General features: G+C 71.2%; 22 protein-coding genes. 12 read left to right on the top strand and 10 right to left on the bottom strand.

All coding sequences use genetic code 11. The features are described 5' to 3' along the window. Window positions 1-30: 30 nt before the first annotated feature. The 3 genes from N912_RS0104265 to N912_RS0104255 all read left to right on the top strand — a co-directional run bounded on the left by N912_RS0104265 (window position 31) and on the right by N912_RS0104255 (window position 4,284). Window positions 31-948 carry an AraC family transcriptional regulator gene (locus N912_RS0104265; protein ID WP_028921461.1) on the top strand — a complete coding sequence of 306 codons (918 nt, stop codon included), beginning with the start codon at window positions 31-33 and terminating at the stop codon, window positions 946-948. 69 nt (window positions 949-1,017) lie between these two features. After that, window positions 1,018-2,478, top strand: coding sequence for a 2-hydroxymuconic semialdehyde dehydrogenase (locus N912_RS0104260; protein ID WP_028921460.1), 1,461 nt, complete (start codon window positions 1,018-1,020; stop codon window positions 2,476-2,478). A gap of 261 nt (window positions 2,479-2,739) precedes the next feature. Beyond that, window positions 2,740-4,284 (top strand): HNH endonuclease signature motif containing protein, encoded by a 1,545-nt coding sequence (locus N912_RS0104255; RefSeq protein ID WP_028921459.1) that lies wholly within the window; start codon window positions 2,740-2,742, stop codon window positions 4,282-4,284. Between the two features lie 63 nt (window positions 4,285-4,347). Here the strand turns inward: N912_RS0104255 and N912_RS0104250 are convergent, their stop codons facing one another. The 5 genes from N912_RS0104250 to N912_RS0104230 form a co-directional block, all read right to left on the bottom strand. Continuing rightward, entirely contained in the window at window positions 4,348-5,751 is a 1,404-nt protein-coding gene (locus N912_RS0104250; protein WP_211261121.1) for an amidase, read from the bottom strand. 32 nt (window positions 5,752-5,783) lie between these two features. Next, window positions 5,784-6,083 (bottom strand): cupin domain-containing protein, encoded by a 300-nt coding sequence (locus tag N912_RS59920; RefSeq protein WP_051579594.1) that lies wholly within the window; start codon window positions 6,081-6,083, stop codon window positions 5,784-5,786. Between the two features lie 22 nt (window positions 6,084-6,105). Then, window positions 6,106-6,894, bottom strand: a complete 789-nt coding sequence (locus tag N912_RS0104240) for an IclR family transcriptional regulator (protein WP_028921457.1) — start codon at window positions 6,892-6,894, stop codon at window positions 6,106-6,108. A gap of 70 nt (window positions 6,895-6,964) precedes the next feature. Continuing rightward, complete coding sequence (locus N912_RS0104235; RefSeq protein WP_028921456.1) at window positions 6,965-7,417, bottom strand: hypothetical protein; 453 nt, start codon at window positions 7,415-7,417, stop codon at window positions 6,965-6,967. Window positions 7,418-7,429: 12 nt separating this feature from the next. Further along, window positions 7,430-8,734, bottom strand: a complete 1,305-nt coding sequence (locus tag N912_RS0104230; protein ID WP_028921455.1) for an MFS transporter — start codon at window positions 8,732-8,734, stop codon at window positions 7,430-7,432. A 144-nt stretch (window positions 8,735-8,878) separates the two neighbouring features. Between N912_RS0104230 and N912_RS0104225 the strand changes: the two genes are divergently transcribed. From N912_RS0104225 to N912_RS63250, 5 genes are all read left to right on the top strand, one after another. After that, entirely contained in the window at window positions 8,879-9,619 is a 741-nt protein-coding gene (locus N912_RS0104225; protein ID WP_051579592.1) for an IclR family transcriptional regulator, read from the top strand. After that, on the top strand, window positions 9,616-10,602 hold the full coding sequence (locus N912_RS0104220) for an amidohydrolase family protein (RefSeq protein WP_028921453.1): 987 nt from the start codon (window positions 9,616-9,618) through the stop codon (window positions 10,600-10,602). Before N912_RS0104225 ends, N912_RS0104220 begins: the two co-directional genes overlap by 4 nt. A 131-nt stretch (window positions 10,603-10,733) precedes the next feature. Continuing rightward, window positions 10,734-12,407 carry a thiamine pyrophosphate-binding protein gene (locus tag N912_RS0104215; RefSeq protein WP_084210574.1) on the top strand — a complete coding sequence of 558 codons (1,674 nt, stop codon included), beginning with the start codon at window positions 10,734-10,736 and terminating at the stop codon, window positions 12,405-12,407. 11 nt (window positions 12,408-12,418) lie between these two features. Then, the gene (locus tag N912_RS63255; protein WP_028921451.1) at window positions 12,419-13,342 is read left to right on the top strand and encodes an ABC transporter substrate-binding protein; all 924 of its coding nucleotides are present in this window, start codon (window positions 12,419-12,421) and stop codon (window positions 13,340-13,342) included. Between the two features lie 17 nt (window positions 13,343-13,359). Continuing rightward, the gene (locus N912_RS63250) at window positions 13,360-14,178 is read left to right on the top strand and encodes an amino acid ABC transporter permease (RefSeq protein WP_245645173.1); all 819 of its coding nucleotides are present in this window, start codon (window positions 13,360-13,362) and stop codon (window positions 14,176-14,178) included. Here the strand turns inward: N912_RS63250 and N912_RS0104200 are convergent. Beyond that, complete coding sequence (locus N912_RS0104200) at window positions 14,175-14,627, bottom strand: Lrp/AsnC family transcriptional regulator (RefSeq protein WP_051579590.1); 453 nt, start codon at window positions 14,625-14,627, stop codon at window positions 14,175-14,177. The two genes, N912_RS63250 and N912_RS0104200, sit on opposite strands and share 4 nt — an antisense overlap. A gap of 146 nt (window positions 14,628-14,773) precedes the next feature. Between N912_RS0104200 and N912_RS0104195 the strand changes: the two genes are divergently transcribed. Then, window positions 14,774-16,378, top strand: coding sequence for a thiamine pyrophosphate-dependent enzyme (locus N912_RS0104195; protein WP_028921448.1), 1,605 nt, complete (start codon window positions 14,774-14,776; stop codon window positions 16,376-16,378). On the opposite strand, the gene N912_RS0104190 is transcribed toward N912_RS0104195, so the two are convergent. Next, window positions 16,375-17,589 carry an ABC transporter permease gene (locus N912_RS0104190; RefSeq protein ID WP_028921447.1) on the bottom strand — a complete coding sequence of 405 codons (1,215 nt, stop codon included), beginning with the start codon at window positions 17,587-17,589 and terminating at the stop codon, window positions 16,375-16,377. The two genes, N912_RS0104195 and N912_RS0104190, sit on opposite strands and share 4 nt — an antisense overlap. Before the next feature lie 251 nt (window positions 17,590-17,840). On the opposite strand from N912_RS0104190, the gene N912_RS0104185 reads away from it, so the two are divergent. From N912_RS0104185 to N912_RS49365, 3 genes are all read left to right on the top strand, one after another. Next, complete coding sequence (locus tag N912_RS0104185) at window positions 17,841-18,533, top strand: ABC transporter ATP-binding protein (RefSeq protein WP_028921446.1); 693 nt, start codon at window positions 17,841-17,843, stop codon at window positions 18,531-18,533. Window positions 18,534-18,621: 88 nt separating this feature from the next. Further along, complete coding sequence (locus N912_RS0104180) at window positions 18,622-20,373, top strand: efflux RND transporter periplasmic adaptor subunit (RefSeq protein WP_084210572.1); 1,752 nt, start codon at window positions 18,622-18,624, stop codon at window positions 20,371-20,373. A 48-nt stretch (window positions 20,374-20,421) separates the two neighbouring features. Next, on the top strand, window positions 20,422-21,666 hold the full coding sequence (locus N912_RS49365; protein WP_064745199.1) for a cation:proton antiporter domain-containing protein: 1,245 nt from the start codon (window positions 20,422-20,424) through the stop codon (window positions 21,664-21,666). On the opposite strand, the gene N912_RS0104170 is transcribed toward N912_RS49365, so the two are convergent. From N912_RS0104170 to N912_RS0104160, 3 genes are all read right to left on the bottom strand, one after another. Next, window positions 21,592-23,115 carry a tryptophan 7-halogenase gene (locus N912_RS0104170; protein ID WP_028921444.1) on the bottom strand — a complete coding sequence of 508 codons (1,524 nt, stop codon included), beginning with the start codon at window positions 23,113-23,115 and terminating at the stop codon, window positions 21,592-21,594. The two genes, N912_RS49365 and N912_RS0104170, sit on opposite strands and share 75 nt — an antisense overlap. A gap of 2 nt (window positions 23,116-23,117) precedes the next feature. Beyond that, the gene (locus N912_RS0104165) at window positions 23,118-23,372 is read right to left on the bottom strand and encodes a phosphopantetheine-binding protein (protein WP_037062774.1); all 255 of its coding nucleotides are present in this window, start codon (window positions 23,370-23,372) and stop codon (window positions 23,118-23,120) included. 261 nt (window positions 23,373-23,633) lie between these two features. Beyond that, the gene (locus tag N912_RS0104160) at window positions 23,634-24,434 is read right to left on the bottom strand and encodes an MOSC domain-containing protein (RefSeq protein ID WP_051579585.1); all 801 of its coding nucleotides are present in this window, start codon (window positions 24,432-24,434) and stop codon (window positions 23,634-23,636) included. Window positions 24,435-24,439 lie beyond the last annotated feature (5 nt).

Here is a 24,439-nt window from a genome sequence, read left to right as displayed (position 1 = left end):
ATTCGATGTTTCTACGTCTACAGTCGGGGTGTGGACGTACTCGCTGACCTGCTGGACGGCGTGCGGGCCCGGGGCGCCGTGTTCGGGCAGGCGATCATGAACCCGCCGTGGTCGGTGCGGTTCGCCAGCGGCGCGTCGCTGAGCCTGGCCACGATGCTGCGCGGCCACGCCTGGGTGGTGCCAGCCGGCGGCGACCCGGTCCCGATCCGAGCCGGAGACATCGCCATCGTCTCCGGCCCCTACACGCTCGCCGACGACCCGGCCACCCCGCCCCGGTACGTCGTCACCGACACCGACTACTGCCCCGGGACCGAGGAGGCCTGGTTCAATCTTGGCGGGCGCACCTGCGGCGTCGGCACGAACGGCTCGGCCGTCCTGCTCAGCGGGGCCTACGAGGGCCGGGGCGAGATCAGCGAACGGCTTCTCGGCGCGCTGCCCGAGGTCCTGGTGATCCCCGACCAGGAGTGTCACTGGCCGATCCTGGAGTGGGTGGCTTCGGAGCTCGGCGAGGACCGCCCGGGCCAGCGCGTGGTGCTGGACCGCATCCTCGACCTGACGCTGATCAACGCCCTGCGCGCCTGGTTCGACCGTCCGGGCACACCCGTGCCGGCCTGGTACACGGCGATGGACGACCCGGTGGTCGGCCACGCGCTGCGCCTGCTGCACGACGATCCCGCCCATCCCTGGACGGTCGCCACCCTGGCCGCCAAGTCCGGGGTGTCCCGCGCCGGCTTGGCCCGCCGTTTCACCGCGCGGGTGGGCCAACCGCCCATGGCGTACCTCACCGCGTGGCGCATCGCCATGGCGGCCGACCTGCTGCGCGACACCGACGCCACGGTCGGCTCGATAGCCCGCAAGGTCGGCTACGCGAACACCTTCGCGCTGAGCGTCGCGTTCAAACGCCTCCGAGGCATAACCCCCACCGAGCACCGCGCCGCGGCGCCATAACCCCACGAGCATGCACCCGCCGCGAAAGGGCATTGGACCTTCCTCGTGCGCCCGCCCCACGATGACACGGTGGCGGCCAAGACGTTGCGAAACTATGTCGGCGGAGCGTTCCTGCCGCCCGGCAACACCTTCGACAAGATCAGCCCGGTGGACGGCTCACTGGTGGCCCAGGTGGCCGAGGCCGACCGGAACACGGTCGACCAGGCCGTCGCGGCGGCCCGCAAGGCGGTCGACGGCGCCTGGGGCAACACGAGCGTCCCGGAACGAGTGGCCCTACTTCGCCGCATAGCGGATCGCGTAGAGGCCCGCTTCGACGACCTGCTCGCCGCCGAGGTGGCCGACACCGGCAAGCCGTTGGCGCTGGCCCGCGAGCTCGACGTGGCCCGCGCGGTGGCCAACTTCCGGGCGTTCGCCGACGTCACCGCCGCCCGCGGCCTGGACTCCTTCCTCACCGAGCTCCCCGACGGCCGCCGAGCCCTGAACTACGCGCTCCGCAAACCGCTAGGCGTCGTAGGCATCATCGTGCCCTGGAACCTGCCCCTGCTCCTGCTCACCTGGAAGCTCGCGCCCGCCCTGGCCGGCGGCAACGCCGTGGTCATCAAACCCTCCGAGGAGACCCCGTCCTCCGCCACCCTGCTGGCCGAGATCTGCGCCGAAGCCGGCGTCCCTGACGGCGTGGTCAACGTGGTCCACGGCTTCGGCCCGGATTCCGCCGGCGAGTGGCTCACCACCCACCCCGACCTGGACGGCGTCACCTTCACCGGCGAGTCCGCCACCGGAGCCGCGATCATGCGCGCGGTGGCCCCACACGTGCGCCCCGTGTCCTTCGAACTGGGCGGCAAGAACGCCGCGATCGTATTCGCCGACGCCGACCTGTCCCGCACGGTCGACGGCCTGGCCCGATCGATCTTCACCAACACCGGCCAGGTATGCCTGTGCACCGAGCGGGTCTACCTGCAACGCCCGGTGTTCGACGAGGTAGTGGCCGGCCTTGCCGACCGCGCCCGCGCCCTGCGGCCCGGCCGCCCCGACGACCCGTCAACCACGACCGGGCCGCTGATCTCGCTGGCCCACCGCGAGAAAGTCCTCTCGTACTACCGTCTGGCCGAGTCGGAGGGCGCCACCACCGTCACCGGCGGTGGCGTGCCCTCGCTGGCCGGCTCCCTCGATCGGGGCGCCTGGATCGAGCCAACCCTCTGGACCGGACTGCCCCACGATGCCCGCGCGGCCCGCGAGGAGGTCTTCGGCCCGGTCGCCGCGCTCATCCCGTTCGACACCGAGGAGGAGGCGACCCGACTGGCCAACGACACCCGCTACGGCCTGGCCGCCGCGGTCTGGACCCGCGACCTGGAGCGCGGCCACCGCGTCGCCGGCCGGATGCGCGTCGGCATGTCCTGGGTCAATACATGGTTCCTGCGCGACCTGCGCTCCCCGTTCGGCGGAGTCGGCCTGTCCGGCATCGGCCGGGAGGGCGGCGAGCACTCGCTGCACTTCTACACCGAACCGACGAACGTCTGCGTGGCGCTGTAAACGCGCATCCACATCACCGTTCATCGGCTTGGGCGGGTGAGTCTGGTCGCGTTTGTCTGTTTGATCGTTTTCGGGACCCGGGGTTCTTTCGGGATCAGACGATATTCAGTGGCCGGTGACGCCGAAGGCGTTGCCGGGCGTCGAGCGCCGTGCCCAGCCATCCTGGGGTGACCACCTGGCGCTCGTCCCATCGGGTGAACCTGCGAAAGCCGCCTACTGGACCACTCGGAAACTGTCAGGGGTCGAACATACGGTCGAGTCATGGTTCAGGTCGCGTCGGGTGCGGGGTTGGCGGAGCTGCCGCCAGGCCCGGAGCTGGCCGCGGCCCTGGCCCAGGTGCGGTTGGGTGCGGTGCCCAACGATCAGGTGATCGAGGTGCTCCAAGCGCAGGCCCGCCAGCTTGCCCACGAGCAGGCCCGGATGCTGGCCACCCTGGTGGAGGTCTCGCGCACCACCCCAGGTCTGGTGGGCCCGGCGCGCGCTGATGAGGCGTATGAGTGGGCGTCGGGGGAGATCTCGGCCGCCTTGACATGGACCGGGCGGACCGCGGATCGGGAGTTGGCGTTCGCCCAGACCGTGGTGTCGCGGCTGCCGGCGGTGTTCGCCGCGTTGTGGGCCGGGCGCATCGACCGAGCCAAGGCGTGGGTGTTCGCCGACCACCTCGACGCGAACTGCGGACTGTCGGGCGAGCAGGTGGCGGCGATCAGCGCGCATCTGGTCCCACTCGCGCCTGCGTTGACGACGGGGGAGTTGGCGGCGCGGTTGCTGCGCGCGATCCTCGCCGTGGACCCCGACCACGCCGGGCGCCGCTATGCCCGCGCGGTGCGCGAGCGGGAGGTGATCTCCTACCTCGACCGCGACGGCACCGTCACCATCAGCGCCCACCGACTCGCCCCCGACGAAGCGGCCGCAGCCACCGAACGACTCCGCGCCCTCGCCCAAGCCGTCAAACGCGCCGGGCATCCCGGGCGGCTGCCCCAGATCCAGGCCGACCTGTTCTGCGCGCTGCTCAACGGCCGCTACCACCACCACACCCGAGCCCAGATCATCGCCGACATGCTCACCCACGCCCCGGACAAGCCGTCGGGAGCGCGGGCGGGGGTGGAGATCCGCGTCGGGCTGGGCACCCTGCTCGGCCGCGACGATTACCCCGGCGAGATCCCCGGCCTCGGCCCGATACTCGCCCCGACCGCCCGGGACCTGGTCGCGGCCCAAACCCACGGGGCGCGGTGGCGGTTCGCGGTCGTCGACAACGACGGCTACCTCATCCTGGCCGGCGCGATCCGACGCCGCCCCACCAACCGTTCGGGCGGGCGCTGCGCCGGTGGCATCGTGGAAATCCACGTGCCCGCCGACCTGCTCGAACACCTCGCCGCGCACCCTGTCGAGGCCGGGCGCTGGGCCGGGGTGATCGCCGAGATCACCGCCCAGTACCGCGACCGCGACCGGCTCCTCGCCGCCCTCGACAACAACCCGAGTGCCCGCTTCGCCCACACCGCGTTGGCCCGGCACACCGAGGTCCGCGACCGCACCTGCACTTTCATCGGCTGCCGCGCCCCGGCCCGACACTGCGACCTCGACCACACCATCGACCACGCCCACGGCGGCGCCACCACGCAAAGGAACCTCGGCCCCGGCTGCGGCCGCCACCACCCCTACAAACACAAACTGGGCTGGCGACTACACCAGCCACGACCAGGCCACTTCACCTGGACCAGCCCACTCGGACACACCTACCACACCCGAGGCCAACCCATCATGCCCCCACACGCCCCACGACCCCCACCCGCCCCACCACCGTTCTGATCAAGGAACCGGCGGCCGGGGATCGTCTCGTCGCCGTGCGAGCGCGCCAGCAGACCGCCGACCTCACGCCGGCGGGGTTCGCTGATGCCACGGCCGGGCGCGTTCGAGCTGCGCGGAGACGGAGAGGAGGACGTCCTCGCGGGCGTACGCGGCTACGAGCTGCACCCCGATCGGCATTCCGTCACGGCTCCAGTTCAGCGGGAGGCTGATGGCGGGCTGGCCGGTGACGTTGAACGGCCGGGTGAAGACGATGTAGTTCGCTCCCAGGGACGCGATGCGTTCGAGGTCGCCGTCGTAGGAGCCGATCGGCGGGGCCGGCTGGGCCGTCGTCGGCGTGAGTAGCAGGTCGTATCCGTCTGCCCACCACCGCTGTACCTCTCGGCGATAGCGGGCGGCGGCCGCCATCGCCTCGGCGTAGTCGTAGGCCGGGATGCCCCGGATCCGCTCGAAGATCGCCCAGCTGAAGGGTTCGACGTCGGCGGCGGTGACCTCGCGTCCCAGGGCTGCCTCGAGATGGCGGAACGACGCGAGCAGCGGACCCGTGGCGGCGAGGGCGATGGGGCTCCTGCCGCCGACCGCGTCCTGCTCGAGGGCGGCCGGGTGGGCCTGCTCGACGTGATGTCCGAGCTCGTCGAGCAGGCGTGCCGTGGCGTGGACGGCTTCCGCGCAGTCGGGGTGCACGGGATCGCCCTGGGGAGTGCGGTCGAGAAGTCCGATGCGCAGCGGCGCCGGATCGGCTTCAAGCTCGTGACGGTAGGGGCGTTGAGGCGGCGGCGCGACGACGAGGTCGCCGACCGAGGGGCCGCTCAGGGCGTCGAGCATCGCCGCCGTGTCCCGAACCGTCCGGCTGACGCCGAGGGCGACAGCGGGCCCCGACTCGTCGGCCAGGGGACCGGCGCTGATCCTGCCCCGGGAGGGTTTCAGGCCCACCACTCCGCAGAGCGCGGACGGGATCCTGATCGAGCCCGACCCGTCGGAGGCGTGCGCGACGGGAACCAGCCCCGCCGCGACAGCGGCCGTCGCGCCGCCGCTCGAGCCGCCCGTCGAGCGGTCGAGGTTCCACGGGTTCCGGGTGGGCCCCCACGCCGCCGGCTCCGTGGTCGCCATGGTGGCGAACTCCGGCGAGTTCGTGCGACCGGCGGTGACGAGCCCCGCCGCCCGGAACCTGGCGACCAGGGTCGAGTCGGCCTCGGACAGGGCGGCCAGGCTTTTCAGTCGCGCATTGCCATTCGACATCGGCTGCCCCGCGTACGGGGCCATGAAGTCCTTCAGCAGAAAGGGGACACCGCCGAACGGTCCGCCGGGTGAGCCGTCGGCGACGAGCGAGCGGGCGTGATCGAACCATTCCATGGTGACCGCGTTGATGCTCGGATTCAGCGCGCGTATTCGTTCGATCGCCGCTTCCAGCAGCTCCGCCGCCGACACCTTTCCCGATCGGACGAGGAGTGCCTGCTCTGTGGCGTCCATCCACCGCGTCTCGTCCGCAAGGTTACTCAATGTCAGGCCCGCCTCTCCGGATCGTCCGCGGCCTTCACCTCGACCAGAATGTTCTGGTAGTGCTCCGCGCCTTGGTTGACGAACATGTGGACCTCTCCGGAGTCGTGCCATTCTACGGTTCCGGCGCGAAGGGATCGCCTCAGCGGCTCGTCGTCGGGCGTGCCGACGCTCAGGTCACCATCCGCGAGGTTGACCAGCAGATATGGTAGGCGGTGGTGATGCATCGGGAGCTCGTCGCCCGGCCCCACGTCGATCAGCCACGCCCGAACGTGATCATTCTCGAAGAGTATCTTGTTTCCCACGGGGTGCATCGTTCCTACCCTCTCAGTGAGATAAGGTGAATGACTGAGTGAGCTGCGCACATTCGCCGGAGATCTTTGCGCAGATACTAGACAACCGTACGCCCCGCTCACGAATGACGGAATCTTGCCACTTCGCACTGATGTTCGCGATGGCGGCGGCGCCGAGGATCTCGGACCTCCCATTGAGGATCGGCGCTCCGACGGCGGAGATGCCCACCTCGACATCGCCGATGCTGACAGCGTAACCGAGATCGCGAATTCGGTCGATGTCTTCGCGGATCGCGTCGGGATCGGTTTGTGTCGCGTCGGTGTAGGCAACCAGGTCTCGCGTCAGATACTCCTTAACCACTTGTTCCGGCGCTCTCGCCAGGATCGCCCGCGAAGCGGCCCCGACGTGCAGCGGCAACCGTTTCCCGGTGTCGCAGTAGAACTGGACGTTTCGATTCGCATTGATCTTGTCCACGAAGACGACGTGGTCACCCTCGGGAATGGCGACCGTGATCGCCTCGCCGTACTCGTCGGCGAGCTCGCCGAGCGGCCCCTGGGCCACGTTGCGCAGGTCGGTGCGTTCCAGGAGCGCCGTGGACATCTCGACGATCTGCCAGGTCGGCTCGTACCCGGCGGCTCCGGACGCGGCCGGACGGACATACCCGGCGGAGATCAGCGTGCACGCGACCCGGTACGCGGCGACCTCCGAGACGCCCAGGCTCGACGCGAGCGTGGAGAGCGCGACCGGGCCACGAGCGAGCGCGATGACGCGCAGTCCGTCGAGCACCCTGCGCGCGGAGGTGAGGACGTTCTTCTCGCTCATGGCGACGCGGCTACTTTCTTTATATGAAAGCTCACATTCTTATGATGAAACGAACGCTAATGCGCGGTGATCACGACGTCAACGGCTCGCGCCGCTCCAGGGCCGTGGCCTTGGCCGCCCGGCCGAGCAGCCGGTACGCGCGCGCCCACACCTCCGGGTCGGCCAGCGGAAGCCCGCGCCAGCAGCCGGTGACCACCGTGGGCAACCGCACGACCCCGCCCGGCCCGCGCAGCGCGAAGTTCACCAGCACGTCGATGTCGTGGTCGCCGCCGTCGATCACGTACCGGGCGTCCGAGGCATAGACCCCGCCGCGCTCGGTGCCGTCCCGGAAGTCCAGGCCACCCCGACGCAGCGCCGCCGCGACCGACGATGTCGGGGCGTCGACGGTGACGTCCCAATCGTGAGCGACCTCCGCGAGCCCCAGCGCCACCAGCAGCCCGGACCCGCCGACCGCCGCGACCAGCCCGTCCGCCCGTAACGCGCCCACCACCGCGAGCACCACGTCGAGCCGGGGGACCGACACCCGAGGGGCTCGCTACCGCAGCACCGACCGGTTGGTCTCCGGCAGGGTCAGCACGATCACGAACCCGATCACCGCCGCCACCGCGACGTACCAGAAGAAGGCGGTGTCGTACCCGGCGTTGGCCAGCGCGGTGATCACCAGCGGCGCCGTCCCGCCGAAGGTCGCCACCGTGATGTTGTACCAGGCCCCGATGCCGATGCCGCGCAGCTCGGTGGGGAACAGCTCGCTCATGATCGCCGGCGCGATCGAGCTGAGCAGCGCGTAGAGCGCCAGCCCGACGCAGAACACCACCGTCAAACCGGCCAGCCCCGGCCCGACCAGGTACGACAACGGCACGATGAGCAGTGCGAAACCGGCCGACCAGACCAGCATCTGCGGCTTGCGCCCGAACCGGTCGGACAACGCGCCGAACGGGTACTGGGTCGCGATGAACACCACCGTGCCGGCCGAGAGCGCCAGGAAGACGTCCTTGGGGTCGGCCTGCCGGGAGGTGACGGCGAACGGGGTGAGCGCGGCGAAGAACGTGTAGTAGCACAGCGTCGAGAGCATGGTGAACCCGACGAGCTGGATGACCGCCTTGGGGTGTTCACGCAGGGTCACCAGCAGCGGCCAGCGCACCGCCGCCGCCTTGTCCTTGTTGTCCTCGAACTGCTCGGTCTCGGCCAGGGTGCGCCGCAGCCAGAGCCCGACCAGCGCGAGCACACCGCCGATCAGGAACGGGATGCGCCAGCCGAAGTCCACCAGCTGCGCCTTGTCCAGCACGGCGGCGAGCAACGCGCCGAGCAGGGAGGCGAGCAGCAGCGCGGAGCCCGTGGAGATGTAGAAGAACGACGAGTAGCGCCCCCGGCGGGCCGGCGGGGCGATCTCGGCCAGGTAGGCCGAGGCGTTGGACACCTCGCCGCCCAGCGAGACGCCCTGCGCGACCCTGGCGAGGGTGAGCAGCGCCGGCGCCAGCCAGCCGACGTCCTCGTAGGTGGGCAGCAGGCCGATCGCCGCCGACCCACCGGCCATCAGCAGGATCGTCAGCAGCATCGCTTTCCGGCGGCCCTGGGTGTCGGCGAACCGGCCGAGCAGCCACCCGCCCAGCGGCCGGAAGAAGAACGCCAATGCATAGGTCGCCGAGGTCTTGACCAGCGCGAGGCCCGGGCTGTCCGACGGGTAGAACTGGCTGGCGAAGTAGATGCTGAACGTCGCGTAGATCGTCCAGTCGTACCACTCGATCGCGTTGCCGATGCTCGCCGCGATCAGCGTGCGGATCGGGAGGCGGTGTCGCGTGCCGTCCTCGGCGGAGGGGGCGACTCCACTGCCAGCGCTCATTCGGACTCCCAAGTCAATCGTTGGACGGCAGATTAGCTGCGATAACCCAAGGTGACCAGACGCGGCGCTTGTCGGATTTCACACCGGACGTTAGATTCGGTTCCGAAAGTCGCCCAGCTTTTCCTATTATCGGGAAAGATCGAAATGGTTCGCTATCCGGAGCCCGCCGGAGACCGCCGGCTGTCGGGGGTCCTCGGCGGAAACGGGTTCTCCCAGACCCTCAGCCGAGGTGTGCACCTGCTGGAGCTGATCGCGGCCTCGGCCACGCCGCCGACGCTCACCGAGCTGGCCGAGGGCTCCGGGTTCGGCACCACCGTCACGCACCGGCTGCTGCGCACGCTCGCCGGGCACCGGCTGGTGACGCAGGACCGGGTCGGTAGGTACGCGCTCGGCTTCGGGCTGGTCACCCTCACCCGCGCGGTGGCGCTCGGGCTGGCCGACCGGGCGCGGCCGGTGCTGCGGCTGGCGGCCGAGGACCTGGGGACGACCGTATTTCTAGGGGTGGCCGACGGCGACGACGAGCTGGTGTGCTTCGTGTCCGCCCAGCCGGCCCAGCCGGACGGGTTCGCGCTGTCCTACCGGGAGGGCCTGCGGCATCCGATCACGAAGGGCGCCTCGGGCCGGGCGATCCTCGCCGCCCGGCCGCCCACCGCCGACGAGCCCTCGGAGGTCGCGCTGGCCCGCCGCCGGGGATACGCGCACAGCGCCAACGAGCTCTCCTCCGGCGTGACGGCGTTCGCGGTGGCCGTCCCGGGCGGGGGCTCGATGTCGGTCACCGCCCTGTTCCTCGGCGAACCGAGCCCGGGGGAGGAGCGGGTCGCCGACCGGTTGCGCCAGGCCGCCCAGAAGATCGCCGAGATCGAGCCCACCGAGGAGATGAGATGAGCGTCGTCGACATCCATACCCACATGCTCAGCGAGCGGTACCTCGAGCTGCTCACCACCCGCAGCGACGGCGTCTACCGGATACGCGACGGGATCGGCGACGTCCGCGTGCTGGACAAGGGCGGGGCGCCGTTCCTCACCCTGACCGAGGGGATGTTCGACTACCCGATGCGCATCAAGGAGATGGACGCCGCCGGGGTGGACCTGGCGGTCATCTCGCTCAGCGCGCCGAACGTCTACTGGGGCTCGGCCGACACCAGCGCCGAGGTGGCCAGGCTGACCAACGACCAGCTGGCCGCCGCCCAGCGGGAGCACCCGGACCGGATCCGGTTCCTGGCCAGCCTGCCCTGGCAGCATCCGGACCGGGCGGTGGCGGAGCTGGAGCGCGCGGTCGGGCTGGGCGCGGTGGGCGTGATGGTGCTCGGCAACGTGGCAGGGGCCTCGTTGACCGAGGAGGCCTTCGCCCCGGTCTGGTCGGCGATCGACCGGCGCGGCCTGCCGGTGCTGGTGCACCCGACCACGCCGCCCGGCGTCGAGCAGATGGACGTGTCCCGCTACCACCTGGTCTGGAGCGCGGGCTTCACCTATGACACGACGCTGGCGCTGTCCAGGATGATCCTGGACGGCTTCTTCGACAGGTACCGGCAACTCAAGATCATCGGCTCGCACGCCGGCGGCTACCTGCCGTTCCTGATGCCCCGGCTGGACCAGGGCTTCCACTCGTTCGCCTCGACGCGGGAGTCGATCGACAGGCTGCCGAGCAGCTACCTGCCCCAGTTGTACGTCGACTCGATCGCCTACTCGGAGGCGGCGCTGCGGTTCACCGTGGACACCTTCGGCGCGGACCATGTGCTCTACGGCAGCGACTACCCGCACAAGTGCGGCCGGATGGACCAGATGCTGGAGCTGCTGGACGCCGGCACCTCGGGACAGGCGACGACGGCGATCAGGGGCCGCAACGCCGAACGCCTCTTCGCGTTGTGACGGCGGCGGTGCTGGACGAAATGACGGCCCGGACGGCTGCAACCGCGCATTTCATCTCGTGAGACCGAGCGCAACTGGACAGCGGTCCGGCCGCTCCTAGGCTGTCGGACACGTCCCGGAGGGGTGACAGGGTGACACGTGTCAACGTTGACACAGCGGCGGAGCGGCTCATCGACGTGCTGGCCGGCTGGGGTGTGGACGCCGTCTTCATCTGCCCCGGCAGCACCGAGGCGCCGTTCCTGGACGCCACCTTGGACAGGGAGCACCCGAGGGTGGTGCTCACCACGCACGAGACGACGGCGGTGGCGATGGCCGACGGGCTGAGCCGGGCGACCGGCCGTCCCTCGGTCGCCTACCTGCACGCCAACGTCGGCCTCACCAACGGCCTGTCCAGCCTGTACGCGGCGCAGTTGGCCCGCTCGCCGGTGGTCGTGCTCAACGGCCTCAAGCCGACGGCGATCCAGGGCCGGCGTGCGTTCACCAGCACGACCAGCATCCGGGATCTGGTCCGCCAGTACGTGAAGTTCGACTGGCAGACGCTGCACGCGGGGGCCGTCGCCGAGGACGTGGACCGCGCATTCGGGCTGGCGGCCACCGAGCCCACCGGGCCGGCCTGGGTGGGCCTGTCCCAGGACCTGCTCGCGGCCACCTGTGCCGGCCCGGCGCGGATGGTCGGGCACGGCGAGCCCGTCGCCAGGGCGCGACCCGCCGCCGGCGCGATCGAGCGGGCCGCGCGGCTGCTCACCGGGGCGGCCCGGCCGCTGCTGGTGGCGGGCAACGACGTCGCCCGCCACGGCGCGACCGCGCAGTTGGTGGAGCTGAGCGAGCGGCTCGCGGCGCCGGTCGTGACCGAGGACCGCCGCGGCCTGGAACGAGCCGCGTTCCCCAGTGACCACCCGCACTTCGCCGGCGCGTACGCCCCGAACGCCCCGGTGGTCCGACGCAGCGACGTGGTGTACTTCGCCGGCTGCCGGTGCTTCACCGAGTTCGAGCCGACGGCCGGCCCGGACGTGCCACCTGGCGCCGCCGTGATCCACGGCCACTGTGACGCCGCCGAGATCGGCTACCTGGTCGACGTGGACGTGCCGCTGGTCGGGGACCAGAAGCTCACCCTGCTCGACCTGCTGGACAAGGTGCCGGTCGCGGCGCACGCCGGCCGCCGCTCCCACCTGCTCGACGCGCATGCCGCCTGGGAGGCCACCAGGCTCACCGGCTCGGACCCCGAGGGCGGCCAGTCCTCCATCCCCGAGGTGGCGCGGGCGCTCGGCGCGGCGGTCAGCTCGGACACGACAGTGGTCGCGGACGCCATCACGTCGAACCCGACCCTGCTCAGGGCGCTCCCGCACACCCATCCCGACCAGCTCCACCTCACCTCGTCGGGGTCGCTGGGGTGGGGGATGGGCGCCGCGCTCGGGCTCCAGCTCGGGCTGCCAGGGCGGCACGTGGTGAACGTGCTCGGTGACGGCGGCTTCCAGTTCGGCATGCCCGCGTTGTGGACGGCGGCGCGCTACCGGATCCCGGTCACGTTCGTCGTGCTCAACAACGGTTCCTACGCGGCGGTCGGTGCCGCGCTGACCCGCTACGGTGGCCGGGCGGTCGCCTCCGGTGTCTTTCCCGGCGTCGACATCTCCGGGCCGCGCATCGCCGACACGGCGACCGCGTTCGGTGTGCCGGCCCGGCGGATCACGGCGGCGAAAGACGTGGCCGACGCGCTGTCGTGGGCACGGCAGGCGGCGGGACCGGCCCTGGTCGAGGTCATGACCGATGCCGATGACTTCGGCCCGACAAGCATCGCACCGCGCTAAGGGAGAAGGTCATGCGAACCGACAGGCTCCGGAAGTCCGGTCTCGGCGTCGTGCTCGCCGTTGTGGTGCTGGCGGCGACGGCCTGCGGGGGGTCCGCCCCGCCGCCCGCCCCGAGCAGCCCGAGTCCACCGGCGCTGGGCAGCGCGGCGCCGCTGTTCGCGCAGCTGCCGGACCGGGTCAAGAACGCCGGGGAGATCGTCGTCTCGAACCCGCTCTCCAACCCGCCCTACGCCTACCTGGAGGCCGACGGGACGACGCTGCGCGGCATCGCACCCGACCTGAGCAGGGCGCTGGAACCGCTGCTCGGGGTCAAGTTCAGGTGGGTCAACACGCCGTTCCCGGGGCTGATGCCGGGGTTGCAGGCGCACAAGTTCGACATGATCTGGGGGAGCATCAGCGACAACAAGGAACGGGAGAAGATCCTCGACTTCGTCGCCTACCAGAAGGACGGCGCGATCCTGCTGGTCAAGAGCGGCAACCCGAACAACATCGTGGGCATCACCAGCCTGTGCGGCAAGCCGGCGTCGGCGCTGTCCGGGTCGGTGCAGATCGCCCTGTTGAACCAGCAGTCCAGCGCGTGCGCTGCCAGCGGCGCGCCACCGGTCGACGTGCGCATCTACCAGAGCGTCTCGGACGCCGAGCTGGCCGTGCGCAGCGGCACCGTGACGGCCTTCTTCGCCGGCCTTGGCGCCGCGCTGTACCAGGTCAAGACGGCCGGCGACGGGCGGGTGTTCGAGACGGCCGGCCCGCTCTACGACGCGCAGGTCTACGGCGCCGGCTTCCGCAAGGAGGACCGCGAGCTCTCCGCCGCCGTCCAGGCCGGCATCAAGCGGCTGGTGGCCGACGGGACGTACCGGAAGATCTTCGACCAGCACGGCCTGGGACAGGCGGCACTGAGCGAGCCGGAGATCACGATCAACGGCGCGAAATCCTGAACCGCCGCGCGGAGGGCGTGATCGACGCCAGGCCGGTCCGCCACTACGGCCAACCGATCCTCGCGGTGGTGCTGCTGTTCCTGCTGGCCGGGGTGCTCAACTCGGTGTGGCGCAGCCCGAACATCGACCATCCGACGATCGCACAGTTCCTGACCAGCCCGGCGATCCTGAGCGGCCTGGCCACGACGCTGCGGCTGACGGTCATATCGGGCGCGGTGGGGCTGGTGCTCGGGGTGGTCTTCGCCGTGCTGCGGTCGTCGCGCAACAGGGTGCTCGCCGCCCTGAGCTGGTTGTACATCTGGCTGTTCCGGGGCACCCCGCTGCTGGCCCAGATCCTGATCTGGGGGAACCTGGCGCTGCTGTTCGAGAACCTGGTGATCGGCATCCCGTTCACCGACATCACCTTCTTCACCGCGCCCACGAACGTCGTGGTCACCGCGTTCGTCGCCTCGGTGCTGGGCCTGGGCCTCAACGAGGGCGCCTACATGGCCGAGGTGGTGCGCGGCGGCATCCTCGCGGTGGACAAGGGCCAGGCCGAGGCGGCGAAGGCGCTGGGCATGACGCAGGCGCAGACCATGCGCAGGATCGTGCTGCCGCAGGCGCTGCGGGTGATCATCCCGCCCACCGCGAACCAGTTGATCAATCTGCTCAAGGCCAGCTCGCTGGTCTCGGTGATCGCGGGCGGTGACCTGCTCACCCAGGCGCACATCATCTCGGCCGCCAACCTGAGGACGATCGAGCTGCTGTTCGTCGCGTCGTTCTGGTACCTGGTCATCGTCTCGGTGGCCAGCGTCGCGCAGTACTTCCTGGAGCGGCGGCTCGGGCGGGGTCGTTAGTCGGTGGCGGGCACGACGTAGGGCCGGTGCACGATCTCTTCGAGGACCATCAGCGTGTGGGTGGTGCCGACGTGCTCGATGGCCTGGATCTGTTCGAGCAGCACGCGACGCAGCTCCTCCTGGTCACGGACGCGCAGCAGGACCACCACGTCGGTCTCGCCGGTGACCATGGCCGCGTACTCCACGGCCGGGATCTCCTCGAGCTGCTCGCGCCAGCGCATCCACCGCAGCCGCCCGCGCCGGTTCGCCGAGATCAGCACCAGCGCGGTGACACCCGTCCCCACCCGCGCCGGGTTCACCACCGCGCTGAAACCGCGCAGCGCGCCCAGCTCGCGCAGCCGGTTCAGCCGGACGTAGGCGCTCGCGCGCGAGGTGTGGACGGCCTCGGCCAGCCGCGCCACCGAGATCCGTCCGTCCTCGCGCAGGACCGACAGGATCCGGTGATCCAACTCGTCCAGGTTTGCTGGACGTCTTGCGGTCGTATCACCGTTGGTGTGGTCGGAACGTCTCGTCAGAGCCTGTTCTGGTTCGTCGTCTTTATCCATGTGTGTCCAAGCGGTGGACGAGCTGAAGGAGCTCGAACGATAGTTCACCGATGCGGATGACCGGCGGGGAGGCGCTCGCCCGGCAGTTGGTGCTGGAGGGCGTCACCGACGTCTTCGGCGTGCCGGGGGTGCAGTTGGACCACGCGCTCGACGGCCTCGCCCGGTGGGCCGACGGCATGCGGTTCTTCGTCACCAGGCACGAGCAGGCGGCCGCGTACATGGCGGACGGGTACGCGCGCGCGACCGGCGACGTCGGGGTGTGCATGGTGGTGCCGGGCCCGGGCGTGCTGAACGCCGGGGCCGGCCTGGCGACGGCGTACGCCTGCTCGTCGCGGGTGCTGTGCATCGCGGGGCAGGTGCCGTCCTGGGCGATCGGGCGGCGCCTCGGCCTGCTGCACGAGGTTCCCGGCCAGACCGCGCTGCTGCGGTCGTTGACGAAGTGGTCCGGGATGGCGCGCACGCCCGGCGAGGTCCCGGGGGTGGTCAGGGCGGCGATGCGGGAGCTGCGCTCGGGGCGGCCTCGGCCGGTCGCGGTGGAGATCCCGCCGGACGTGCTGGCGGCCACTGGCGAGGTGGAGCTGGTGGCTCCCGGCGACGAGGAGCGGCGGCCGACCGTGCCGGATCCGCAGGCGATCGAGCGGGCCGCGGCAATGTTGCGCCGGGCCGACCAGCCGGTGATCTACGCCGGCGGGGGCGTGGCCGCGTCGGGCGCCGGCGCGGAGCTGGCCGAGCTGGCCGAACGCCTGGAGGCGCCGGTGGTGATGAGCCGGGGCGGGCGGGGCGCCGTGTCGGACCGTCACCGGCTCGCGCTGACCAGCGTCGCCGGCCGCAAGGTGATGCCGGACGCCGACGTCGTGCTGATCGTGGGCAGCCGGTTCCTGACCAACGCCGGCCAGCCCGTGCCCACCGCCGAGTCGACCGAGCTGATCGGCCTCAACGCCGACCCGGCCGGCCTGCGCGCCCTCGATACCGCCGTGCTCGCCGACGCCCGGCTGGGGCTTCGCGCGCTGACCACCGCAGTCGGCGAGACGGCACCGCGGTCCCGGCAGGCCGAGGTGGACGCCGCGCGCGCCTGGGCCGAGCGGCAGGTGTCCGCCGTGCAACCGCAGTACTCCTGGCTGCGGTCGCTGCGCGCCGCGATCCCGGACGACGGGATCCTGGTCAACGAACTGACCCAGGTCGGCTACCTCGCGTCGGTCGCCTACCCGGTGTACCGGGCGGGCGGCTTCATCGCCCCCGGTTACCAGGGGACGCTCGGCTACGGCTTCCCGACGGCACTGGGCGCGAAGGTCGGCGCCCCAGACCGGCCGGTCGTGTCGATCACCGGCGACGGTGGTTTCGGCTGGTGCCTCGCCGAGCTGGCCACCGCGCGCAAGCATGGCATCGGCGTGGTCACCGTGGTGTTCAACGACTCGGCCTTCGGCAACGTCCGGCGAACCCAGCGCGAGCGGTTCGACAGGCGGGTCATGGGGTCCGAGCTGGTCAACCCCGACTTCGTCGCGCTCGCGGAGGCGTTCGGCGTGCGCGGGGCGCTGGCCCGCACGCCCGCCGAGCTGGAGGGAACCCTGAAGGATGCGCTGACGGCCGACGAGCCCGCGCTGATCGAGGTGCCGGTGGGGGAGATGCCCAGCCCGTGGCACCTCGTGCTCGACTAGTGCCGCAACGCCTGGATGGGATGTAGCCGGGCCGCACGAAGCGCCGGGAAGCCGCCGGCGACGAGACCGATCACCACGCTGGCCCCGAACGCGACGATGATGGCCAGCACGGAGATCTCCGGCGCCCCGAACTCGGGCGCGACCGTCGGCACCACCCAGCCGCCGAGCACGGTGAGCCCGATCCCCAACCCCACACCGACCAGCCCACCGAACGCGGCGAGGACCACCGCCTCGATCAGGAACTGTTTCATGATCGCGCTGTCCCTGGCGCCGATGGCCTTGCGCACGCCGATCTCGCCGGTCCGCTCGGTGACCGTGACCAGCATGATGTTGGCCACCCCCAGCGCGCCCACCAGCAGCGAGATCCCGGCGATCCCCGCGACGAACAGCGTGAGCAGGGACAGGAACTTGTTCACCTTCTCCAGCTGGACGAGCATGGCCTGCGTCTGGAAGTCGCGCAGCCCCGGGTCCTTGATGTCGTGCTGGGAGTCGAGCACCTGGTTGATCTGCTCGATCGCGGCCGGCACGTGGTCCACCCCGGCCGCCACCACGCCGATCCCGTTGATCGTGTTCGCGCCGGCGAACAGCGCGCGCGCCGAGTTCAGCGGCACCAGCGCGGTCCCGTCCTGGTCCTCGCCGGCGGACTTGAGCACGCCGACCACCTTCATCGTCAGCCGGCCGATCTTGACCTCGGAGCTGAGCGCGGCGGCCACGTCCCCGTCGAACAGGTACTGGACGACCTTCGTGCCGATCACCACGACCCGCTCGCGGTTCTCGTTGTCCTGGTGGGTGAACATCTGGCCGGCCAGGATCTCGCGGTTGCGGACCTGCAGATAGCTCGGGAACACGCCGGCCACCCCGGCGCGGAACTCCTTGGTGCCGTTGCGGAACACGGCCTGGCCGTTCCGGAACGGGGTCACCTCCGCGATGGCCGGCGCGGCGCCCGGCTTGGCGAGCGCCTGCGCGTCGTTCTCGGTCAGGCTCTTCGCCGGATGCGCGCCCGGCAGCGAGGTGTTGACCTTGGTCACGATGATCGCGGTGCTCAACGGGCCGAACGACTCGTCGAAGCCACTGCGGATCCCGGTGCCCAACCCCACCAACAGGATGACCGCCGCGACACCCACCACGATGCCCAACGCCGTCAACGCCGTACGCAACCGCGCCACCCGCATGCTCTGCAACGCAATGGCGAGGGCTTCCCTGACGTGCATCGACGCGCTCTCCCTTGATCGGCGCAGGCGGACCGACCCGAACCGTCGGCCGCCATAAGGCAAGGCTTACTTTATGCACACATGTCACCCGTCCGACGGCGGCCCATTACCCCTCGTGCGCACCCTGTCGCGGTCAGTCATCATTGTGTTAGGCTAACCTAACGTAAGGTGAGGGGTGCCTGATCGGCCAGGTCACGGCCGGTGTACCGACCAGCGGCGCGTCTCGAAAGGTCCGGACCCAGCGAGGCGTGATGATCGAGTTCGAGGGCGTCACCAAGATCTACCGAATGGGCACGGTGGAGCTGCGTGCGCTCAACAACGTCAGCCTCACCATCGAGAACGGCGACCTCGTCGCCATCATGGGCCCGTCCGGGTCGGGCAAGAGCACGATGATGAACATCCTGGGCTGCCTGGACGTGCCCACCGAGGGGACCTACAAGCTCGAGGGCGTCGACGTCGGCTCGCTGAGCAGCAACCAGCTCGCCGACATCCGCAACGGCCGCATCGGCTTCGTGTTCCAGGCCTTCAAGCTCATCCCACGGATCAGCGCGATGCGCAACGTCGAGCTGCCGATGGTCTACGGCGGTATCGGCAACCGCAGGCGCAAGGCCCTCGCCGCGCTGAAACGGGTCGGCCTGGCCACCCACACCAACCACATGCCCAGCGAGCTGTCCGGCGGCCAGCAGCAGCGCGTGGCGATCGCCAGGGCGATCATCACCGACCCCGTCATGATCTTGGCGGACGAGCCCACCGGCAACCTGGACACCCAGACCACCACCGAGATCATGCGGATCCTGGTCGAGCTCAACGAGGCCGGCCGCACCGTCGTGCTGATCACCCACGACGAGGAAGTGGCCAGCTTCGCCAGGCGGGTCGTCACGCTGCGCGACGGCGAGATCGTCAGCGATCGGGCGCCGGGTAGCCGCGGCGTCATGACCAGGTAGGACGCCGTCTTCGCGGGTTCGGGGGCCCGCCCACTGATTGCTCCCCACCCTCCGGGCGCTGCCCGGACACACGAAAGGCAGGAAGTTGATGACTCGGACCATGGTCCGTGGCGGCTCGGGGGTGCGCGCCGCCGCCGCGCTGTCGCTCGCCCTGGTGGTCTCCACCGGGGCGGCGGCGTGCGGAGCATCGCCGGACTCGTCCCCGACGTCTCGGGTGGAGCGCGGCACCGTCGCGACCCGGGTGTCGGCGTCCGGCGCGCTCGCCTCGGTGACCTCGCAGAACCTCGGGTTCCAGAAATCCGCGCAGCTCAAGGAGCTGAACGTCAAGGTGGGCGACCTGGTCCAACCCGGGCAGGTGCTGGCGCGCCAGGACGACTTCACCTTCCGGCAGGCGCTGCAGCAGGCGGAGGGCATGCTGCAGCAGCAGGAAGCGACGTTGAGCAGGTTGAGGGCCGGGGTGGCCGTGCCGAACGCGGAGGCTTCGCTGGACCAGGTGCGCAGGATCCTGGACAAGACCAAGACGAGCGTGGACAAGCAGGTCGACGCGGCGAGGCTCGCCGCGCACCGGGCGAAGCTGAAGTGGGAGACCGACCAGAAGGCGTACAACGCGGCCAAGAAGGCGCTGGAGAACTGCCTCGGCAAGCCGGGCTCGTTGCCTTCCGACCCGACGGGTTCCCCGGGGGGCGGCGGCGCGGCAGGCGGCGGTATGGATCCGACGGCCGGCACGGGCTCGGCGCTGGCGGCCGACCCCTCGGCGGGTGGCGGCGGCGGTTCCGCACCCTCGATGCCCTCGGCCCCGCGCAGCCCCGGCGGCCTGTTGGGCGGCCTGGGCTCGGCCATCGTGCCGGACTGCTCGAAGGAGCAACAAGCGGTGGCCGCCGCGACCGCGGCGGCCACCGCGTCCAAGACCGCCTACCTGGCGGCGAAGAGCCAGGCCGAGGTCGTCGAGGCGGGCGGCGCGGTGACCGTCGAGAACGCGCGCAACGCCGTGGTGACCGCCGAGAACCTCGTCAAGTCCGCGAGCGCCGACCGTCCCGGCACCATCGAGGCCCAGGAGGGGCTGGTGGCCTCGGCGCGGGCCGCGGTGGCGCTGGCGAACCGCGACGTGGAGAACTCCGTGCTGCGCGCGCCGGTCGGCGGGTCCGTCTCGGCGATCACCGGCGCGGTCGGTGAGTACGTCTCCGGCGCCGCCATGACCACCGCGCTGGCCCCGGGCACGAACGCGTCCATCCCGGGCGTCGGCGCGGCGGCCAGCAGCGACTCGGCCGGCCAGGCGTCCTCCGGGCTGTCCGCGACCCGGCCGGGCGGCGGGGCGTTCATCGTGTTGAACAACGTCAACACCTTCCAGGTCGTGGTCCCGTTCGAGGAGTCCGACGCGGCGAAGGTGTCCCCGAACCAGAAGGTGCGGGTGACCTTCGACGCCATCCCCGACCTGGAGCGGGACGGCACCGTGCTGTCCATCGCGCCGTCGGGCACGAACATCTCCGGGGTCACGAACTACTACGCGACGATTCTGCTCCTCGACTCCGACCCGAGGCTGCGAGCCGGCCTGACCGCCGAGGCGGGCGTGCAGACGGCCCAGACGGAGAACGTGCTGATGGTGCCGAACGCGGCGGTCACCAAGCAGGGCGGCCAGTCGTTCGTGAACATCCCCGGCCCGGACGGCAAGCCGATGCGCAAGCAGTTCGAGCCCGGCATGGTCGGTGACACCACCACCGAGGTGCGCTCCGGGCTGAACCAGGGGCAGGAGGTCCTGATCACCCAGGCCAACCCGAGCGGCCCCGGCGGGCGCGGGGGCAGCATCGGCGGCGGCGGGGGAGGAGTCGGCGGCGGCAACTAGCGCCGGCCGGTGGGCTGGGGCACGGCTTCAGCGGTCTCAGTGGTCGCGATGGCCGTCGTTGACGTCGTCGCGGCGGCCGTCGTGGTCCTCGCGGTGGCCCGGGTCGGCGGCGCGCTGGCCCGGCGGCTGGGCTCGGACCGGGTGGTCGGCGAGATCGTCGCCGGGTTCGGGCTGGCGCTGGCGATCGCGTGGCTGGCCGCCCCGCTGGTGTCGGGGACCGTCCTGCCGGAAGGCGTCATGGCCGGGCTCCGGTTCGTCGCCGAGGCCGGGCTGGCCTGGTACCTGGTCGGCATCACCCACGAGCTCCGGTTCGGGCTGCGCGGCCCGGACCGGAGCGGGGTCGGCTGGGTGGCCGTCGGGTCGCTGGTGCCGCCGCTGTGCCTGGGCGCGGTGCTCGGCGCCTGGCCGCTCACCCAGGCCGGGCCCGCGATCCGGGGCGCTGCGCCGGCGCCAGCGTTCGTCCTGTTCGTCGCGGTAGCGCTCGCGATCACCGCCGTGCCGGTGCTGGCCAGGGTCATCGGTGATCGCGGAATGAGCCACACCAGGGCCGGTCGGGTGGCCCTCGCGGCCGCGATCGTGAACGACTCGGCCGGCTGGCTGGTGCTCTCGGTCGCGGTCAGCCTCAACGCCGAGAGCCCGACGGCGTTGTTGCGTTCGCTGTTCGTCCTGCTCGGTGGGGCGGTGGTGGCGCTGCTGCTGCGCCGGCTCATGAGGGTCGGGGCACCGCGCCGGCCGCTGGCCGTAACGTCGATCGCGCTGGTGGCGCTGGCCGTCTCACAGCTCACCGAGCATCTGGGGCTCACGGCGATCTTCGGCGCGGTGCTGGTCGGGCTCGCGATCCCGGCCGGGCCGACCTCGCCCTGGCAGCCGGCGGTGGTGGCGGTGTCCCGCGCCGGACGCGGCCTCGTCCCGCTGTACTTCGCGGTGACCGGCCTGAGCGTGTTCGCCACCGCCGCGCTCGCGGTGCCCTGGTGGCTGATCGTCCTGGTGCTCGGCTGCGGCGTCGTCGGCAAGGTCGGCGGCGGGTACCTCGGCGCCGCGCTCGGCCACCACGGCAGGTGGGACGCGGCGCGGATCGGCGTCCTGATGAACACCCGAGGTCTCACCGAGCTCGTGGTGCTCCAGGTCGGCTACCACGCCGCGATCATCACCGGCACCCTCTTCCTCGCGTTCCTGGTGATGGCCCTGGTCACCACGGCGTGCACAGGGCCGGCGCTGTCAGCCCTCGACCGGCTGCATCGTCGGCGCCACCCAGCCGAGGCCGTCGGCGGAGGGCACCAGGCCGCCCGGTAGCACCGGGCTCTCCGCCGAGCCGTCACCGAGGACGCCCCGGGACTGGATCTGGTTCATCTCGGCCATCACGTTCGCCACCACCGGCGCCTTGAACAGCTTGGTCATCCGTTCGCCGGACTCGGTCTGCATCGCCCCGGTCTCCGCCACCGCCCGGGTCAGGTCGCTCGACGCCGTCGCCAGCCGGCCGCCGGCCGCCTCCGGGCTCAGCCCGCGATCGCCCGAGGCCACCCCGCCGACCAGGGTGGCGAACGCCTCCAGGTCGGTCTTGCCGAACGAGGTGACCCGCCGCGCCTGCCAGAAGTACGAGTCCTCGCGCTGGCGCATGTCGTAGAACGCGGTGAGGAACTCGTAGAACACCGTGTACTCGCGGCGGTACCGGTCCTCGAACTCGGTCATCGCGGCGGCCTCGTCCAGCTCGCCGGCCAGCACCGAGTTGATCGACCGCGCGGCGAGCAGCCCGCCGTAGGTGGCCAGGTGCACGCCGGTGGAGAACACCGGGTCGATGAAGCAGGCCGCGTCCCCGACCAGCAGCATGCCGTCGCGCACGAACGAGCCGGTGGCGTAGGAGTAGTCCTTGCGGACCCGGACCTGCCCGTGCACGCCCTCGGTGACCCGGGTGGCGTCGGACAGGTAGTCGGCCACGATGTCGCAGCGGCCGGTGAGGTCGAGCAGGGCCTTCTCCCGGTCGGCCTGGATCAACGCCGCCTGGGAGCGGTGCACGACGGCGCCGACGCTGGTCAGCTCCTCGGACAGCGGGATGTACCAGCACCAGCCCACGTCGAATGCGGCGCACAGGATGTTGCCCTTGTCCGGCCCGGGCAGCCGCTTCCCGCCGAGGAAGTAGCCGAACACGGCGATGTTCTTGAAGAAGTCCGAGTAGTGCCGGTCGGAGGTGACCTGGTTCCACAGCCGGCCGGTGTTGCCCGAGGCGTCCACCACGAACCGGCCGCGCGCGGTCCGCGACTCGCCGTCCGCGTCCGTGTAGCGGACCGCCTCGGCGCGACCGTCCGGACCGCGCAGGACCTCGGCGACCGCGCACTCCTCCCGCACGTCCACCCCGTGGCGGGCCGCGTTGCGCAGCAGGATCTCGTCGAACACCATGCGGTCGACCTGGTAGGCGTACGAGGTCGGGCCGGAGAGCTGGGGGGACACCGCGAACAGGAAGTTCCACGGATCCGGACTGGTGCCCCAGCGGAAGGTGCCGCCGCGTTTCACGGTGAACGCGGCGCGTTCGAGGTCGTCGGTCACCTCGAGCAGCCGGCAGACCCCGTGCACGGTCGCCGGCAGCAACGACTCGCCGATCTGGTAGCGGGGGAACCGTTCCTTCTCCAACAGCAGGACCGAGTGGCCCCGCCGGGCGATCAGGGTCGCCACCGATGACCCGCCCGGGCCGCCGCCGATGACGACGACGTCGAACTCGGGGCTCTGGGCGCCGGCTGTCGAGGTCATGGTCACCCCTCGGTCCGCTCGGTCGCGCCGCTGATCACTTCGGTCCATGCCGCCACCGTCGGGTTCTCGGCGAGGTCCACGAACGAGACCTCGACACCGTCGCGCCGGAACTTCTCGACCAGGCTCATGAGCCGGATCGAGTCGATCCCTCGGTCCAGCAGGTTGTCGTGGTCGCCGATGTCGGTCTCGGGTTCGGCGAGGATCTCGGCGACCTGCGCGCGGACGGTGTCGACGGTGATCGGGCTGGTAGCTGCCATCGTGGCTCCTTTCGGGGCGGGCCAGGATCGACGGCGCTACCTCGCCTTGCCGGAGCAGTGCCGGAGCAGTGCCCGGAGCAGTGCCCGGAGCAGTGCCGGAGCATTGCCGGCGGACGCGGCAGACGCCGTGCGGCATTTCGGATCGCGACGAACCAAGCGCACCAATGCGCCTGGTCAACGCGATGCGCGACTGAGTGACTGATTACTTAGGTTAGCCTATACTCTCACCCGAAAGGTGCCAAGACTCCGCCGAGCGGCGGTTCAGGCGAGCGCTACCTCGTCACCGGTCTCGATCCGACCGCCCTCGACGACGCTCAGGTACACCCCGGCGCACGGCAGCACGCCGAAGCCCTCCACGTCGACCCGGTTCTCCGCCATCGGCGTGCGCACCGCGTGCACGGCCCTGGGCAGCTCGCCGTGTTCGAGCGTGGGCACCGAGCACCTCGGCGTGGGCAGCGCCCCGCGCAGCCGGACCCCGCCGACCGTCAGCTCCCGGCCGACCCAGTCGTTCTCCGAGTACGGCGGGTGACCCGGCGGCGTCTGGACGACCAGGTTCGGCCGGTACCGGATCGCCTCGGCGCCGATGTGCTCCAGGGTCGCGGTGGTGATCAGGTGCAGCGGTGCGTAGTCGACGAACGAGCCGCCCGGGCTGCCCTGGGCGATCACCAGGGTGGCGAACTCCACCTCGGCCTCGACGCCGTGCTCCAGCACGTCCTCGGGGGCGGGCCGCTCCACCTCCGCGCCGGCCGGGCGGCTGCGCGCCAGCCGCACCCGCCGGCCGAGCAGCCCGGACAGCAGCTCGTCGACGCCCGCCTCGTCCGCCGCGACGCCGCGACCGTCCGGGAGCCGGATCACCACCCGCCCGGGGTCCCCGCTGGCGGCGAACCGGAGCAGCGAGCGCCACAGCCGGGGATGCTTCGCGGTGGCCACCCGCCCGGTCTCGGCGTCGATCAGCGCCAGGCGGCGGTCACCGTCCGCGCCGCCCTCGTCGACGGCGATGCCCGGTACCGTCTCGCCGAGCATGGACTTCACCGGGTAGCGACGCACCGCGCTGACCTTCATCGACA

Origin of the sequence: Actinospineispora acaciae DSM 45401, assembly GCF_000620785.1 — a bacterium.
GTDB classification, from domain to species: Bacteria; Actinomycetota; Actinomycetes; order Mycobacteriales; family Pseudonocardiaceae; genus Pseudonocardia; species Pseudonocardia acaciae.
The sequence above is the reverse complement of the archived record's forward strand: the minus strand, read 5'-3'. Positions and strand labels throughout refer to the sequence as shown.